This is a genomic window from Dankookia sp. P2 (assembly GCF_050632255.1).
Classification (GTDB): Bacteria; Pseudomonadota; Alphaproteobacteria; order Acetobacterales; family Acetobacteraceae; genus Paracraurococcus.
Genome location: NZ_CP192581.1, coordinates 5,115,353 through 5,127,805 on the forward strand (window position 1 = coordinate 5,115,353; position 12,453 = coordinate 5,127,805).

Annotated in this window: 18 protein-coding genes and 6 pseudogenes; 5 read left to right on the top strand and 19 right to left on the bottom strand. The window is 72.8% G+C overall.

Annotation, left to right across the window (positions count from 1 at the left end):
- Positions 1 to 37: 37 nt before the first annotated feature.
- From ACQ86J_RS30370 to ACQ86J_RS30405, 8 genes and pseudogenes are all read right to left on the bottom strand, one after another.
- Positions 38 to 1,015 (bottom strand): annotated as a pseudogene (locus ACQ86J_RS30370) (TRAP transporter large permease); the annotation flags it as partial.
- Between the two features lie 100 nt (positions 1,016 to 1,115).
- A pseudogene (locus ACQ86J_RS30375) lies at positions 1,116 to 1,397 on the bottom strand (TRAP transporter small permease); the annotation flags it as partial.
- Positions 1,298 to 2,083: a hypothetical protein gene (locus tag ACQ86J_RS30380; protein ID WP_431268426.1), complete on the bottom strand. Its 786-nt coding sequence runs from the start codon at positions 2,081 to 2,083 to the stop codon at positions 1,298 to 1,300. The pseudogene ACQ86J_RS30375 and the gene ACQ86J_RS30380, both read right to left, overlap by 100 nt.
- Positions 2,080 to 2,445 (bottom strand): hypothetical protein, encoded by a 366-nt coding sequence (locus ACQ86J_RS30385; protein WP_431268427.1) that lies wholly within the window; start codon positions 2,443 to 2,445, stop codon positions 2,080 to 2,082. Before ACQ86J_RS30385 ends, ACQ86J_RS30380 begins: the two co-directional genes overlap by 4 nt.
- A gap of 79 nt (positions 2,446 to 2,524) precedes the next feature.
- Entirely contained in the window at positions 2,525 to 3,145 is a 621-nt protein-coding gene (locus ACQ86J_RS30390) for a 2-dehydro-3-deoxy-6-phosphogalactonate aldolase (RefSeq protein ID WP_431268428.1), read from the bottom strand.
- Entirely contained in the window at positions 3,136 to 3,306 is a 171-nt protein-coding gene (locus ACQ86J_RS30395; RefSeq protein WP_431268429.1) for a hypothetical protein, read from the bottom strand. Before ACQ86J_RS30395 ends, ACQ86J_RS30390 begins: the two co-directional genes overlap by 10 nt.
- Before the next feature lie 20 nt (positions 3,307 to 3,326).
- Entirely contained in the window at positions 3,327 to 3,578 is a 252-nt protein-coding gene (locus ACQ86J_RS30400; RefSeq protein ID WP_431272588.1) for a 2-dehydro-3-deoxygalactonokinase, read from the bottom strand.
- Between the two features lie 88 nt (positions 3,579 to 3,666).
- A pseudogene (locus ACQ86J_RS30405) lies at positions 3,667 to 4,014 on the bottom strand (2-dehydro-3-deoxygalactonokinase); the annotation flags it as partial.
- Between the two features lie 654 nt (positions 4,015 to 4,668).
- Between ACQ86J_RS30405 and ACQ86J_RS30410 the strand changes: the two are divergent.
- From ACQ86J_RS30410 to ACQ86J_RS30425, 4 genes and pseudogenes are all read left to right on the top strand, one after another.
- Entirely contained in the window at positions 4,669 to 6,165 is a 1,497-nt protein-coding gene (locus ACQ86J_RS30410) for a YncE family protein (protein ID WP_431268430.1), read from the top strand.
- A 182-nt stretch (positions 6,166 to 6,347) separates the two neighbouring features.
- Positions 6,348 to 6,584, top strand: a pseudogene (locus ACQ86J_RS30415) (LLM class flavin-dependent oxidoreductase); the annotation flags it as partial.
- Between the two features lie 97 nt (positions 6,585 to 6,681).
- Complete coding sequence (locus ACQ86J_RS30420; RefSeq protein WP_431268431.1) at positions 6,682 to 7,092, top strand: hypothetical protein; 411 nt, start codon at positions 6,682 to 6,684, stop codon at positions 7,090 to 7,092.
- 105 nt (positions 7,093 to 7,197) lie between these two features.
- The gene (locus ACQ86J_RS30425) at positions 7,198 to 7,437 is read left to right on the top strand and encodes a hypothetical protein (protein WP_431268432.1); all 240 of its coding nucleotides are present in this window, start codon (positions 7,198 to 7,200) and stop codon (positions 7,435 to 7,437) included.
- 92 nt (positions 7,438 to 7,529) lie between these two features.
- Here the strand turns inward: ACQ86J_RS30425 and ACQ86J_RS30430 are convergent, their stop codons facing one another.
- The 11 genes and pseudogenes from ACQ86J_RS30430 to ACQ86J_RS30480 form a co-directional block, all read right to left on the bottom strand.
- Positions 7,530 to 7,964, bottom strand: a complete 435-nt coding sequence (locus tag ACQ86J_RS30430) for a hypothetical protein (protein ID WP_431268433.1) — start codon at positions 7,962 to 7,964, stop codon at positions 7,530 to 7,532.
- A complete protein-coding gene (locus tag ACQ86J_RS30435; protein WP_431268434.1) occupies positions 7,964 to 8,350 on the bottom strand; it encodes a hypothetical protein in 387 nt (128 codons plus the stop codon). The genes ACQ86J_RS30430 and ACQ86J_RS30435 overlap by 1 nt, the downstream gene beginning before the upstream one ends.
- Positions 8,335 to 8,631: a hypothetical protein gene (locus ACQ86J_RS30440; RefSeq protein ID WP_431268435.1), complete on the bottom strand. Its 297-nt coding sequence runs from the start codon at positions 8,629 to 8,631 to the stop codon at positions 8,335 to 8,337. Before ACQ86J_RS30440 ends, ACQ86J_RS30435 begins: the two co-directional genes overlap by 16 nt.
- A gap of 91 nt (positions 8,632 to 8,722) precedes the next feature.
- A complete protein-coding gene (locus ACQ86J_RS30445) occupies positions 8,723 to 8,863 on the bottom strand; it encodes a hypothetical protein (protein WP_431268436.1) in 141 nt (46 codons plus the stop codon).
- Between the two features lie 641 nt (positions 8,864 to 9,504).
- Positions 9,505 to 9,846, bottom strand: coding sequence for an ATP-binding cassette domain-containing protein (locus ACQ86J_RS30450; RefSeq protein WP_431272589.1), 342 nt, complete (start codon positions 9,844 to 9,846; stop codon positions 9,505 to 9,507).
- Positions 9,847 to 9,968: 122 nt separating this feature from the next.
- A pseudogene (locus ACQ86J_RS30455) lies at positions 9,969 to 10,307 on the bottom strand (ABC transporter ATP-binding protein/permease); the annotation flags it as partial.
- The gene (locus ACQ86J_RS30460; RefSeq protein ID WP_431268437.1) at positions 10,262 to 10,948 is read right to left on the bottom strand and encodes an SbmA/BacA-like family transporter; all 687 of its coding nucleotides are present in this window, start codon (positions 10,946 to 10,948) and stop codon (positions 10,262 to 10,264) included. The gene ACQ86J_RS30460 and the pseudogene ACQ86J_RS30455, both read right to left, overlap by 46 nt.
- 238 nt (positions 10,949 to 11,186) lie before the next feature.
- On the bottom strand, positions 11,187 to 11,375 hold the full coding sequence (locus tag ACQ86J_RS30465; RefSeq protein WP_431268438.1) for a hypothetical protein: 189 nt from the start codon (positions 11,373 to 11,375) through the stop codon (positions 11,187 to 11,189).
- A 64-nt stretch (positions 11,376 to 11,439) separates the two neighbouring features.
- Positions 11,440 to 11,637, bottom strand: coding sequence for an NAD(P)-dependent oxidoreductase (locus ACQ86J_RS30470; protein WP_431272590.1), 198 nt, complete (start codon positions 11,635 to 11,637; stop codon positions 11,440 to 11,442).
- Positions 11,638 to 11,698: 61 nt separating this feature from the next.
- A pseudogene (locus ACQ86J_RS30475) lies at positions 11,699 to 11,800 on the bottom strand (hypothetical protein); the annotation flags it as partial.
- On the bottom strand, positions 11,766 to 12,104 hold the full coding sequence (locus ACQ86J_RS30480; protein WP_431268439.1) for a hypothetical protein: 339 nt from the start codon (positions 12,102 to 12,104) through the stop codon (positions 11,766 to 11,768). The pseudogene ACQ86J_RS30475 and the gene ACQ86J_RS30480, both read right to left, overlap by 35 nt.
- Positions 12,105 to 12,292: 188 nt before the next feature.
- Here ACQ86J_RS30480 and ACQ86J_RS30485 point away from each other — a divergent pair, with 188 nt between their 5' ends.
- Positions 12,293 to 12,442: a hypothetical protein gene (locus ACQ86J_RS30485; RefSeq protein ID WP_431268440.1), complete on the top strand. Its 150-nt coding sequence runs from the start codon at positions 12,293 to 12,295 to the stop codon at positions 12,440 to 12,442.
- Positions 12,443 to 12,453 lie beyond the last annotated feature (11 nt).

Consider the following 12,453-nt stretch of genomic DNA (forward strand, 5'->3'; position numbering starts at 1 on the left):
CGAGGAAGGCGTTGAACACCTCGGCGCCCAGCAGGATGACGAAGATCATCGCCGTGGTCTCGGCCGTGGCCTGCAGCGCCTCGAGCACCTGGCGCGGGCTGAGGGTGCCGCGCAGGCCGCCCACCGCCAGCGTCGCGATGCAGCCGATGGCGGCGCTCTCGGTCGGCGTGAAGACGCCGCCATAGATGCCGCCCACCACCACCACGGCGATCAGCAGCACGGGGATGACGTTGCGCATCGCCTGCCGCTTCGCCTCGCCGGTGACTCGGGCCGCCGCCGGCATCAGCGCCGGCCGCAGCCGGGCGAGGACGGCCAGCGCCAGGATGTAGAAGAGCGTCGCCAGCAGGCCGGGGATCAGCGCCGCCATGAAGAGCTTGGCGATGTTCTGCTCGGTGCTGATGGCATAGACCACCAGGATCACGCTGGGTGGGATCAGGATGCCGAGCGTCCCGCCCACCGCGATGGTGCCGGTCGAGAGGCCGGGGTCGTAGCTGTAGCGCCGGAGTTCCGGCAGCGCGGCGCGGCCGAAGGTGGCGGTGGTCGCCACGCTGCTGCCGCAGACCGCGCCGAAGCAGGCGCAGGCGCCGATCACGCTCATTGCCATGCCGCCGGCCTTGTGGCCGATCAGCGCATTGGCGGCGGTGAAGAGATCGCGCGCCAGCCCGCCGCGCTCGGCGATCGCGCCCATCAGGATGAAGAGCGGGATGACCGAGAGAGTGTAGCTGGCGAAGAGGTGCCAGGGCGTGGTCTTCAGGTAGTTCAGCAGGGTCGCCAGGTCGACGATGTAAAGATACCCGCCGGCGCCGACCAGCAGCATGGCCAGCCCGACCGGGCAGCGCAGCGCGATCAGCCCGAGCAGCGCGGCGAAGCCGAGCGCCGCCTGGAGGAATTCTGGCGCCATCAGCCGCGCCCCCGGCTGAAACGGAGCGTCCAGTAAAGCGCCGCCAGCGCCGTCGCGGCGGAAGGCCAGCGCGCCGAGCCCGATCGCCCACCAGGTCGGCAGGCCGAGCACCATGGTTGTGGTGCCGCTCCGCAAGCGTCTCCCGCGCGCCAACCGTCAGCCGCTCGGCCAGCACCGCCGCGACCACGGCCCAGACCAGCATCCAGAAGGCGTCGATCCAGTCGTTCACCCGCCGCGGCAGCCAGCCCGAGAAGCTGTCGACCAGGATGTTGCTGCGCATCACCGTGCCATAGGCGAGGAAGCCCATCACGGACAGGCCGGCGCCGAGCGAGACCAGCTCGAAGTCGCCGGGCACCGGCTGGCGGGTGATCCAGCGCTGCACCACGCTGTAGGTCGTCAGCAACGCGGTCGCCAGCAGCGCCGCGCCGCCCGCCAGCGCCAGGACGGAGGCCAGCCGCGCGACAGGGCCGCGCGGCGGTGCCGGATCATCCGCCACTCAGGCGATGCCGGCGCCGTGCTTCGCCACCAGCGCGCGCGCTGGGCCAGCAGCGCCGCGCCGTCGAACCCCTTCTCCTTCGATCCGGCCACCCAGGCCTCGACTACCGGGTTGGTCTTCTCAACCCAGCGGGCCTTCTCGGCCTCCGAGATGATGGTGACGATGTTGCCACGCTTCTTCGCCTCGGCCTCGACGATCGGGCCGCGATCGTCCCAGGGGACGGCGGCCATGCGGGCCGCGGCAGCGCCGCTGTTCGCATCCAGCACCGCGCGGAGCTCGGGCGCCAGCCCTCGTACTTCGCCTTGTTCATCGCCAGGATGAAGGTGGCGATGTAGAAGCGTCGGGCTGCCCGGGATCTCGGTGTGGAACTTCGCCATCTCCTGCAGGCGGATGCTCGGCACCACCTCCCAGGGCACCACGGCGCCGTCGATGACGCCCTGGGTCATGGCTTCCGGGATCTGCGGCACCGGCATGCCGACCGGCGCGGCGCCGAGCGCGCGCAGTGCCTCCCCGTTCAGCCGGGAGGGGAAGCGCAGCTTCATCCCCGCCAGGTCCTCCATCGTGGTGACCTGCTTCCGGCTGTGGATCAGCCCCTCGCCATGCCCCCAGACACACAGCGGATGCACCTCGCGGAACTCGTCCTGCAGCACCGCATCGGCGTATTCCTGGATCGCCAGGCAATTCACGATCGCCCGCTTGTGCGAGACGAAGGGCAGCTCGAAGACCTCGACCTTCGGGAAGCGGCCGGGGTGTTGCCGGGCAGGGTCCAGATGATGTCGGCGACGCCGTCGCGCGCCTGGTCGAAGAGCTGCGGCGGTGCGCCGCCGAGCTGCATCGCCGGGAAGATCTGGATCTTCAGCTTGCCCTGGCTCTCGGCCGCGACCTTCTGCGCCCAGGGCTGCAGGAAGAAGCGGTGGACGTTGGAAACGGCGGGCAGGAAGTGGTGCAGCCGCAGCGTCATCTCCTGCGCCCGTGCGGGACGGAGCGCGGGCAGGGCGAGGGCGGCGCCCAGGGACGTACCCAGGCCGAGGGCGGTACGACGGTGCATCTTGATTGTTTCCTGGACGGGCGGGCGGCCGGGCGCGCGGCCGCCTCGTTACGCGATATGGCGGATGGACCGGGCGGGTTCAACCGCCGTGCAGGGCGTCCACCAGCGCCTTGGCCTTGGCCGCGACGGTCGCCGCGGAATCGCCCGGCTTGTAGAGCGAGGAGCCGATCCCGAAGCCCTGCGCCCCGGCGGCGCGCCAGGGCCCGATCGTCTCGGCCGACATGCCGCCGACCGGCAGCACCGCGATGCCCTTCGGCAGCACCGCCAGCAGCGCCCGCAGCACGGCCGGGGAGGCCGCCTCGGCCGGGAAGAGCTTCAGCGCGTCGGCGCCGGCCGCGAGCAGGGCGAAGGCCTCGGCCGGGGTGAAGAAGCCGGGCGCCGCCAGCAGGCCACGGGTCTTCGCGACGCGGACCAGGCCGGGGTCCGCATGCGGCGTCACCATCAGCCTGCCCCGGCCGCGGCGATCTCGCTGACCTGCGCCGCGGTCATCACCGTGCCGGCGCCGACCAGGGCGCGGATCACCGAAATGCCGTGCCAGGCGGCGGATGCTTTCGATCGGCTCGGGCGAGTTCAGCGGCACTTCCAGCACCACGATGCCGGCCTCGACCAGCGCCTCGCCGACCGGAATCGCCTCCTCCGGCGTCAGGCCGCGCAGGATGGCGACCAGCGGGCAGCGGGCGAGCCAATGGGTCAGGACCATGCAATCGTCTCCGCGATCCGGGCCAAGCCGCGCGCCACGATGTCGTCGGCGTGCCGGGTGAAGGCCAGCCCCTGTGCCGTGAAGGCCAGCGCATAGGCCCGGGCCAGGGTTTCGCTGCCGGCAAGCTGGATCGGTCCGGCCGGCACGCCTTCCGCCATCACCGCCTGCAGCTCATGCCCGATCAGCAGGCCGGAGAGGTAGGCTGGCGGTGCCGGCGGCGGGCAGTTCGCCCATCAGGCCGAGCGCGCGGGTGCCGAAGAGGTGGTGCAGCAGCCCGCCGGACTCCCGCGGCGCGGCGGACGCCGCGCAGGAAGGCCGCTTCGTCCTCGGGACCGGGCTCGGCCAGCCGGCCGAGGATGCTGTGCTGCAGCAGCACGGCGCGGGTCTCGCCGGTCATCTGGGTGGCGAAGCAGGCGATCCGGCCGCCGGCGATCCGGGCCCATTTGCTGTGGGTGCCGGGCGAGGCAGACCAGCGCGGGCTTCGCCCCGGCCTCGGCCAGCAGCGCGATCAGCTTGGTTTCCTCGCCCCGCATCACGTCCGGCACCCCGCCGGCGTCGCGGACGGTGAGGCCTGGCACCAGGCGGCAATCGGTGCCGGGGAAGTCCAGCGCCACCACGGCGGCGGCGATCTCGGCCGGGCCGGCGGGGCAGGGCAGGTAGGGCGCCTCCACCCAGCCCTGCCGGCTGCCGACCATGCCGCAGAGCAGGATCCGGGTCTCGCCCGCAGCCAGCCAGGGGCCGACGGCCTCCCGCAGTGCCGCCGGGAAGCCGCCCGGCGGGATGGTCAGGATGCCGGCAGCCCGGTCGAGGCTGTCGAGGACCTTGCCCCTTCGTCCAGCCGGTAGGCGCGGAAGGCGGTGGTGCCCCAATCGATGCCGATCATGGGTTCCTGCCGATCATGGGTCGCTGCCGATCATCCGGCCGAGGGTAGCGCCGGACGCAGCCCGGCGCACCCGGCTTGCAGGGTCGTGCCGCGCTCAGGAAGGTTCCGCCTCCGTGCGCCCCGGCCCTACGGGCCGCGGCCCGGAACCCGCGGCGGCCCGTACCAGTCGAGCACCCCGCGCAGGTCGAGGCCGGCCAGGCATCCCTGCTGGCCGCCCTTGGCGGCGACCGCGATGCTGAAGGAGATGGCGGCGGTGGCCCGCCCAGCCGGCGGCGGATCTCCTGCCCCAGCCGCGCGGCCCGCCCGGGTTGCCGCGGCGGCGCGAAACGCAGCTGCCCGGCCGCGAGGAAGGCGATGCCCAGGCCCCCGGCCTCAGGCCCCAGGCGGACTGCACCACCGCCAGCAGGGCGGGGTCGGGCGGCAGCACCACCAGGGCCAGCGCGCAGCCACCCCGGCCGAAGCGCAGGACGGTGAGCGAGCCGTCCCTGATCAGCAGCTGTGCGGGCAGCGGCGCCGCAGCCCTGCGCCGCCCGACGCCGCGCGGCGATGGCAAAGCTGCGCCGGCCGCGCAACCACCCATCTGGACAGCCAGCCCCCACGCCCGACACTCGCTGGCCAATCGGGGGATGGGCCGCACGCCATGAAACATCTGCTGCTCGCCGGGGTCGCCGCGCTCGGCCTCGCCCTGCCGGTCCTGGCCGTTCCCGGAGCTGCCCGCGCCCAGCTCCTGCTCTCGGCCAACGACAACAAGGTGGTGCTGGAGAACGGGGTGGTGAAAACCCTGCGCGAGCCGCAGCCCGATACCCTCGCCGTCTTCGACCTCTCGACCAGCCCGCCGACGCTGCGGGCGGAGATCGCCGTCGCCGCGAGCGTGGTCGGCCCGCCCACCTCCATCGCCATCACGCCGGACGAGAAACTGGCCCTGGTCACCGCCAACCAGCGGCCCAACCCGGCCGAGCCGGGCAAGCTGCTGCCCGGCAACACCATGGCGGTCATCGACCTCGGCGCCACCCCGCCGAGGCTGCAGGCGACCTTGCCGACCGGCGCCGCGCCGGCCGGCGTCTCGATCAACCGCGCCGGCACCCTGGCGTTGGTCGCCAACCGGGCGGAGGGGACGGTCAGCGTCTACCGCATCGCCCAGGGCCAGGTGACCCCGACCGGCAAGGTCGATGTCGGCACCGTCGGCTCCGAAGCTCAGCCATGTGGATTCACCCCGGACGGCCGCTTCGCCCTGGTGACCCGCAACGGCGACCACATGCTGAACGTGCTGCAGGTCGAGGGCGAGAAGGTCACCAAGCTGGACCGGGAGATCACCACCGGGGTCCGCCCCTACGAGGCTCTCGGTCGGGCCGGACGGGCGCTGGGCGGTGGTGGCCAATATCGGCCGCGGCACCGGCGATGCGGATACCGTCAGCCTGGTGGACCTGACGAAGGAGCCCTTCCGCATCGTCGACACCATCAGCGTCGGTCAGACGCCGGAGGGCATCACCGCCAGCCCGGACGGGCGGCACGTGGCCGTCACGGTGATGAACGGCTCCAACAAGCCGGCCAGTTCGCCGTTCTTCGGGCCCGGTCTGGTGAAGCTGCTGAAGGTGGAGGGGATGCGGCTGTCGATCGTCGCGGAGGCGCAGGTCGGCACCTGGGCGCAGGGCGCCGCCTTCGCGCCGGACGGGCGGACGCTCTTCGTCGGCAACATGACCGACCGCGACATCTCGGTCCTGAAGGTCGCCGAGGACGGCAAGCTGTCGGAGGGCGGGCCGCGGCTCAGGGTGGCGGGCGGCTCGGCGGCGCTGCGGGTGACGCGGCAGCGGGCGGCGCGGTAGCGCCCGGCCCGGCGCGCCGGGGAAGCGGAGCACCCGCGGGCGGCCCCTGGACAGGCTCGACAGGGACGGGTCGACCGGCAGCCCGGCATCTTCGCAAAGCCGCTGGTCGACCTGGCGCAGCACCACCGCCTGGCGCCGCTGCCGCCAGCCAGAGCCGCACCCGCGCCGCGACGGCAGGGTCCGAGGCGGGGTGCGGGCCTGGTCCCGCCGGGACCGGCGGCTCCTGGCGTGACGGAACCATGACAGCCCGCGGCCGGCGCCGCGGTGCGCGGGCGCAGCACGGGCGCATGGGCCGTGGTCAGTCGTCCGGTTGACCGCGGCCGGAAGACGTCCTTAGCCTGCTAACGGAAACACCAAACCGCTCCAGGAAAGGCACCCATCCCATGGCCCATGCCGGCTTGCGCTTCGGCATCTTCCTCGCCCCTTCCACCGGGTCGGGGACAACCCGACGCTGGCGCTGGGCCGCGACCTCGAGCTGATCTCCTGGCTCGATACCCTGGGCTACGACGAGGCCTGGATCGGCGAGCACCATTCGGCGGGCTGGGAGATCATCGCCTCCCCGGAGATCTTCATCGGCGCCGCGGCGGAACGCACCAAGCACATCATGCTGGGCTCGGGCGTGACGAGCCTGCCCTACCACCATCCCTTCCTGGTGGCGCAGCGCTTCGTCCAACTGGACCACATGACGCGCGGCCGGGCGATGCTCGGCTGCGGCCCGGGCGCGCTGGTCTCGGACGCCTACATGATGGGCATCAAGGCCGAGGATCAGCGGCGGATGATGGACGAGTCAGCTCGACGCCATCACCCGGCTGCTGGCCTGCCAGGAGCCCGTGACGATGAAGACCGACTGGTTCGAGCTGAACCAGGCGCGGCTGCACCTGGCCCCTTACACCTACCCGCATTTCCCGATCGCGGTGGCCTCGGCCACCACGCCTTCCGGCGTGCTGGCGGCCGGCAAGTACGGCGTCGGCCTGCTCCTCGCTCGGCGCCGGCCTGCCCGGCGGCAATGCCAAGCTTGCGGATTACTGGCGGCAGGGCGAGGCCGAGGCGGCGAAGCACGGCAAGCAGTTCAAGCGCGACGGCTGGCGGCTGGTCGTCAACATGCATTGCGCCGAGGAGGACGAGCGCGCCTTCCGCGCGACTGCTCGCTCGCGGCGAGCGGATCGAGACGCTGTCCTACTTCTCGGAAACCCTCGGCCGGCCGCCGATGCGCTCGGAGAACCCGCTCGGCGACGGGCTGAAGGCCGGCACCACCCTGGTGGGCAGCCCCGAGACCATCGTCAAGGGCATCGAGCGGCTGCTGGAATACACCGAGGGCGGGGCCGGCGGCGTGCTGTTCCGCGCGCATGAATGGGCGAACCGGGAAGACACCATGCGGAGCTACGAAGCTCTTCGCCCGCTGGGTCATGCCGCATTTCCAGAACTCGCTGGCCATGCCGGCCCAGTCGCGCGAGTGGTGCTCGGAGAACCGCAGCGGCATCTTCGGGCCGAGCATGAATGCGCTGCGCAAGGCCTTCGTCGATGCCGGGCAGGAGGTGCCCGACCACATGCGAATGCGCCTCCACACCGGCAAGGTCGATCTCTGATACCCGGCGCAGGAAGGCTCCCCCTTCCTGCCCCTCGGGCGTCGGTCGGCGGCTCGGCTTTTCGCGCCGCAGACCGGAACCTGCCGCGGCGGCTATCGGCAGCGCGGCGCGAGCGGCCCCTCGCCGGACAGCACCAGCGCCGGGGTCGGCGTGACGCCATGCCGCAGCCGGTGCCGAGGCCGCCGGCGCGGCAGGCTCGCCGGGTCCTCCGGCCAGGGCTCCAGCCCGCCCAGCCAAAGCTGCGCGCCGTCCCAGGCCTGGTCCGGCAGGGCCCGGCGCAGCAGCGGCAGGATCTCCTCCGGCTTGTCGAGCGGCACCACCTGCCGGGCGCAGGGCCCGGCCAGCCGCAGCATGCGGTAGCTGCCGGTCTGGCCGAGGCCGCGCGCCGCCACCGCCGGCTCGCCCCGGGCGGCGAACCAGGCTATTGCGTCCACCGCCGCCGGCTCCGGCACCGCGCGGCCGAGCTTGAGGCCGAGGCCGAGGGTGAGGCTCGCCGCCAGGCCGAGCACCGCCAGGGAGCGCCGCATCACGCGGCCAGGGCCGCGAGCAAGGCCAGCGCCGTCCAGAGCAGCTGAAGGCCGGCCAGGCCCCATTCGCTGTGCAACGCCTCGGCCAGCGGCACGGAGACCGCCATGGCGGCCAGCCGGGCGAGGTTCAGCAGCAGTGCCATCCCCATGCCGAGCGCCACGGCCCGCGAGACCCGGCCCTGTGGCCGCAGCAGCAGCGCCAGGGCGAGACTGAGCACCAGCATCTCCGGCAGCAGCACCAGCGCCGAGCAGCCGCGCAGGATCAGCAGGGCATGGCGCGACTCCGGCAGGGCAACGAGGTTGCCGACCGCCTCAGCCGCCAGGCCGGCGGCATGCAGCAACGCCACGACCACCCGCGCCTCGGCCGCCATCACCGGCGCCGCCAACGACGCCGCTGCCGAACAGGTCGAAGAGGCCGACCGCGCCGGCCGCCAGCAGCAGCACCGCGGCGCCCCTCGCGGCCGCGCCGTGCCGCAGGCAGGGCAGGGTCAGCAGGGAGGAGCGCCGCCGCCGCGCCGGCCCGCGGCGGCGCGGCGGCCAGGGCGAGTGCCGCGGTGAAGCAGGCCCAATCCAGGGAGGTGGCGATCGCCCCGGCGGGGATGCGGCGCAGCGCCAGCAGCGCGGCGCCCGCAGCGAGCAGTCCGGTGCCTGAGGACAGACCCGGCACCCCGCCGCCATTCGCCGCCAGGTTCCCGGCGGCGGCCAGGATCCCCAGCGAGACGAGGAGGCCGGGGGCGGCGGCCTCAGCGGCGCGTGCCTCAGCCAGGCCGGTGTTCCCGGCGGCGGCGCACCAGCATGACGATGCCGCCAGCGCCGCCGGCCAGCAGCAACCCGGCCAGCCCGGCGCCGGCCAGGGGCAACGGCGCCTCGGTGTAGCTGTCGCCGCAGCCGTCCAGCATGGTCGCTGAATGGCAGTTGGCGTTGCCATCATTGTTCGTGGTGGTGGCGGCTCCGGAGTTGTAGTTGTCGTCCGCCGCCACTGGCCGGGCCGGCCAGCATCAGCAGGGCGGCGAAGGCCGCGGGCAGGATCTTGCGCATCGGGAACTCCGGGGCTTACGTGATTTAATAAGCGAATGGTTGAGGTGTTCGCATACCAATCACTTAATGCGTTTAGCAATGCGTCTTGCCTCACGCCACCGGCTGCCAGAGCCCGGGGCCGCGGCCGCCGCTCCGGCCGGACCATGCCGCGGTCCGCCGACCGCTCCGCCGCACGCTCTCCCGGCAGGGCATGCGCATGTGCCACCCGCACCCGGCCCGGCGCCGGCAGCGGGGGCAGCCCGGCCGCCTGCAGCCGCCCGCCTTCCAGCCGGAGCACCCGGTCATGCCAGCGGGCGAGCCCGGGGCGATGGCCGATCGATACCAGCGCCACCCCGGCCAGCTCGCGCTCGAACAGCCCCATCACCAGCGCCTCAGCCGGCTCGTCGAGCGCTGAGGTGGCCTCGTCCAGCAGCACCCAGCGCGGCGCGTGCGGCAGCAGCCGGGCGAAGCCGAGGCGCTGCTGCTCCCGAGGCTGAGCGTGCGGTCCCAGCGGCCGGCTTCCTCAAGCCGCCCCGTCAGCCCGGCCAGGCCGCAGCGGACCAGCGCCGCGGCGATCGCCGCATCGGCGAAGCGGCCGGGCAGGGCAGGGGTAGCAGACCGCTTCCCGCAGGGTGCCGAGCGGGAGGTAGGGGCGCTGCGGCAGCAGCATGGTCCCGGCCGGGTCGGGCATGCGGATGCGGCCCTCGCCCCAGGGCCAGAGCCCGGCGGCGGCGCGGAACAGCGTCGACTTGCCGCTGCCGCTGCCGCCCTGGAGCAGCACACGCTCGCCAGCCCGGATGGTGGCGCTGGCGCTGTCCACCAGCACGCGGCCATCCGGGGCGCGCAGCGTGACACGGTCCAGCACCAGGAGTCGGCGCCCGGCTCCACGGCGATCCCGCCGGCCCGGCCCAGCGCCGCCGCCGCCTCCAGGCTGTCCTCCAGCGCGTCGATCCGCACCACATGACTGCGCCAGTCGGCGATCTGCGGCCAGTGCTCCTGCAGCCAGGACAGCGCGCGGACCACTTCGGCAAAGGCCTGGCCGAGCTGGACCAGGGCGCCGAGGCCGATGGCGCCGGCGAAGAAGGCGGGGCCGGCCAGCAGCAGCGGCAGGGCGGCGGCGACCATGCCGTAGCCGGAGCCGAGCCACATGAGGTGCCGCTCCTGCCGCAGCATCCGCCGCATGACGGCGACCACGTTGCCGAAGCTGCCGTCGAGGTGGCGCGCCTCGTCGGCGCCGCCGCCGATCATCGCCACCGCCTCGGCATTCTCGCGCAGGCGGATCAGCGCGAAGCGGTGCTCCGACTTCCGCCCGGTTGCGGTCGACATGGATCCCGATCAGCGGCCGGCCGATCGCCCAGGTCAGCAGCGTGCCGGCCCCGGCATAGAGGACGGCGAGGCCGAGCATGCCGCCCGGCACCGCGAGCCCGGCCAGCGGCACCGCGGCCGAGAGGGTCCAGGAGCAGGCCGACGAAGGAGACCAGGTTGATCACGGCATAGAGCAGGCTGCAGCCGAGATCGACCGAGACCGCGGTGGCCCAGCGGGTGTTCTCGCTGATCCGCTGGTCGGGGTTGTCGGCGGCGTCCGGCAGCAGGCCCATGCGGTAGTTGCTGGCATCGCGCGCCCAGCGGCCCTGCAGGTGCTGCACCAGCCAGCGGCGCCAGGACAGCGCCAGCATCTGCCGGGCCCCGAGCTGGGCGACGGCCAGCGCCATGGTCAGCAGGGCGAGGCCGGCGAAGAGCCAGGCCTGGTGCGTCATGGCAGCCTGGTCGCGCCGGTCGAGCGCGGCGAAGAAGGCGCCGTTCCAGGCATTCACGCCGAGCGCGGTGGCGATCTGCGCCAGGGTCATCAGCACCACCAGCACCGTCAGGCCCCAGGCCATGCGGCGCTCGGCGGAGCCGTACCAGCCGCGGGCGAGCCGGACGGTGCTGGCCAAGGGGCTGCGCGGCCGTTCCGTCTGGTCGATCACTTCGCCCTCTCCCTAACGGTTGCCCTGGAATAGGAGGCAGTATACAAATAAGCGTGAGGCCGCAAATGGATTGCAAGGCGGAAATTGGGCGGGATCGGGGCAAGTGTGGCAACCCGGCCAGGGTGACCCTCGGCAGGCCCGCCGTGCCGGCGCTGTGCTCGGGAATACGGGAAGGGGCGGTGCGCGGCGCGCCGGCCTGGCGGCGGCCGGCCCTCGACGGGCCGACCGCCGCGGCGGGTCAGTCGGCCAGTTCGGGGATCACCCAGAGCGGCTTCTCGCCCCGCGCCACCCGCTGGCAATTGTCGAAGGCGTTCCTGAACCGCGCCTGCTGGTTGTCCCAGGTCGGCCCGGCGAAATGCGGCGTCAGCACCACGTTCTTCAGCCTGAAGAGCGGGTTGCCGGCCGGCGGCGGCTCCTGGTCGAACACATCCAGCCCGGCGCCGGCGATGCTGCCCTCGGTCAGCGCCGCGGTGCGAGCGCCGCCTCATCCACTACCGGGCCGCGGCAGGTGTTCGATCAGGTAGGCGCTGGGCTTCATCTGCGCGAGCTTCGGCAGCGCCTATCATGTGGCGGGACGCCGCGGTGAGCGGCACGTGCAGCGAGACGATGTCGGCATTCCGCAGGATCTCGCCGAGCAGCTTGAAGCGGACCTGCAGCGCGTCCTCCTCCGCCTCCGAGACCCGGCGGATATCCGTAGTAGTGGACGGTCATCCCGAAGGCGTTCGCCAGCCGCGCCACCTTCTTGCCGATCGCGCCGAGCCCGACAATGCCGAGCGTCTTGTCGCGCAGCTCGTACAGCTTGGTGCCGGCCAGGTCGTTACCGCGCCAGCGGGCCGGCGGCGACGCTCTCATGCTGCCATACCAGGCGGCGGGCAACCGCCATCATCAGCAGGATCGCGTGCTCCGACACCGCCGTGCTGTTGGCACCTCCGTTGTTGCAGACCGGGATGCCGGCGCCGCGCGCCGCCTCGATGTCCACCGTGTCGTAGCCGGCCGAGAGCAGCTGCATCAGCTTGAGCTTCGGTGCCCGCTTGAAGAAATCCGCGTTCACCGCGCGGTTGCCGAAGCCGACCAGGAAGTCGGCGCCGGGCAGGGCGGCCTCGAGATTCCGGGCTGCCGAGCGGCGCCACCACCAGCTCCATGCCGGCAGGGGCAAGCTCGCGCGCGATCTCGATCGCGCTGAGCGGGTTCTCCATCATCAGGATGCGCGGGGCCATGTTCGTTTCCTCCAGACAGGCCCTGCCGTCATGCCGGGGCTGGCCGCAGGCAGCAAGGCCAGGGAGGAGGTATCCTCGCTGGACCCTCCCTTACCGAACTGGCGATCATGGCCCGGACGCCAGTGGCGTGAACGTCCTGATTCCCGGCTTCCCCAAGGTCAGCGGCCTGCAGCATGGCGAGAAGATCGCCAATCAGCGCCACCCTTGTCGGTCCGCCGCGATCCTCTGGTGGATGGATAACGCAAGGGCCGCCCGGCTCGGGAGCATCGTCGGATGAGGCAATACGCA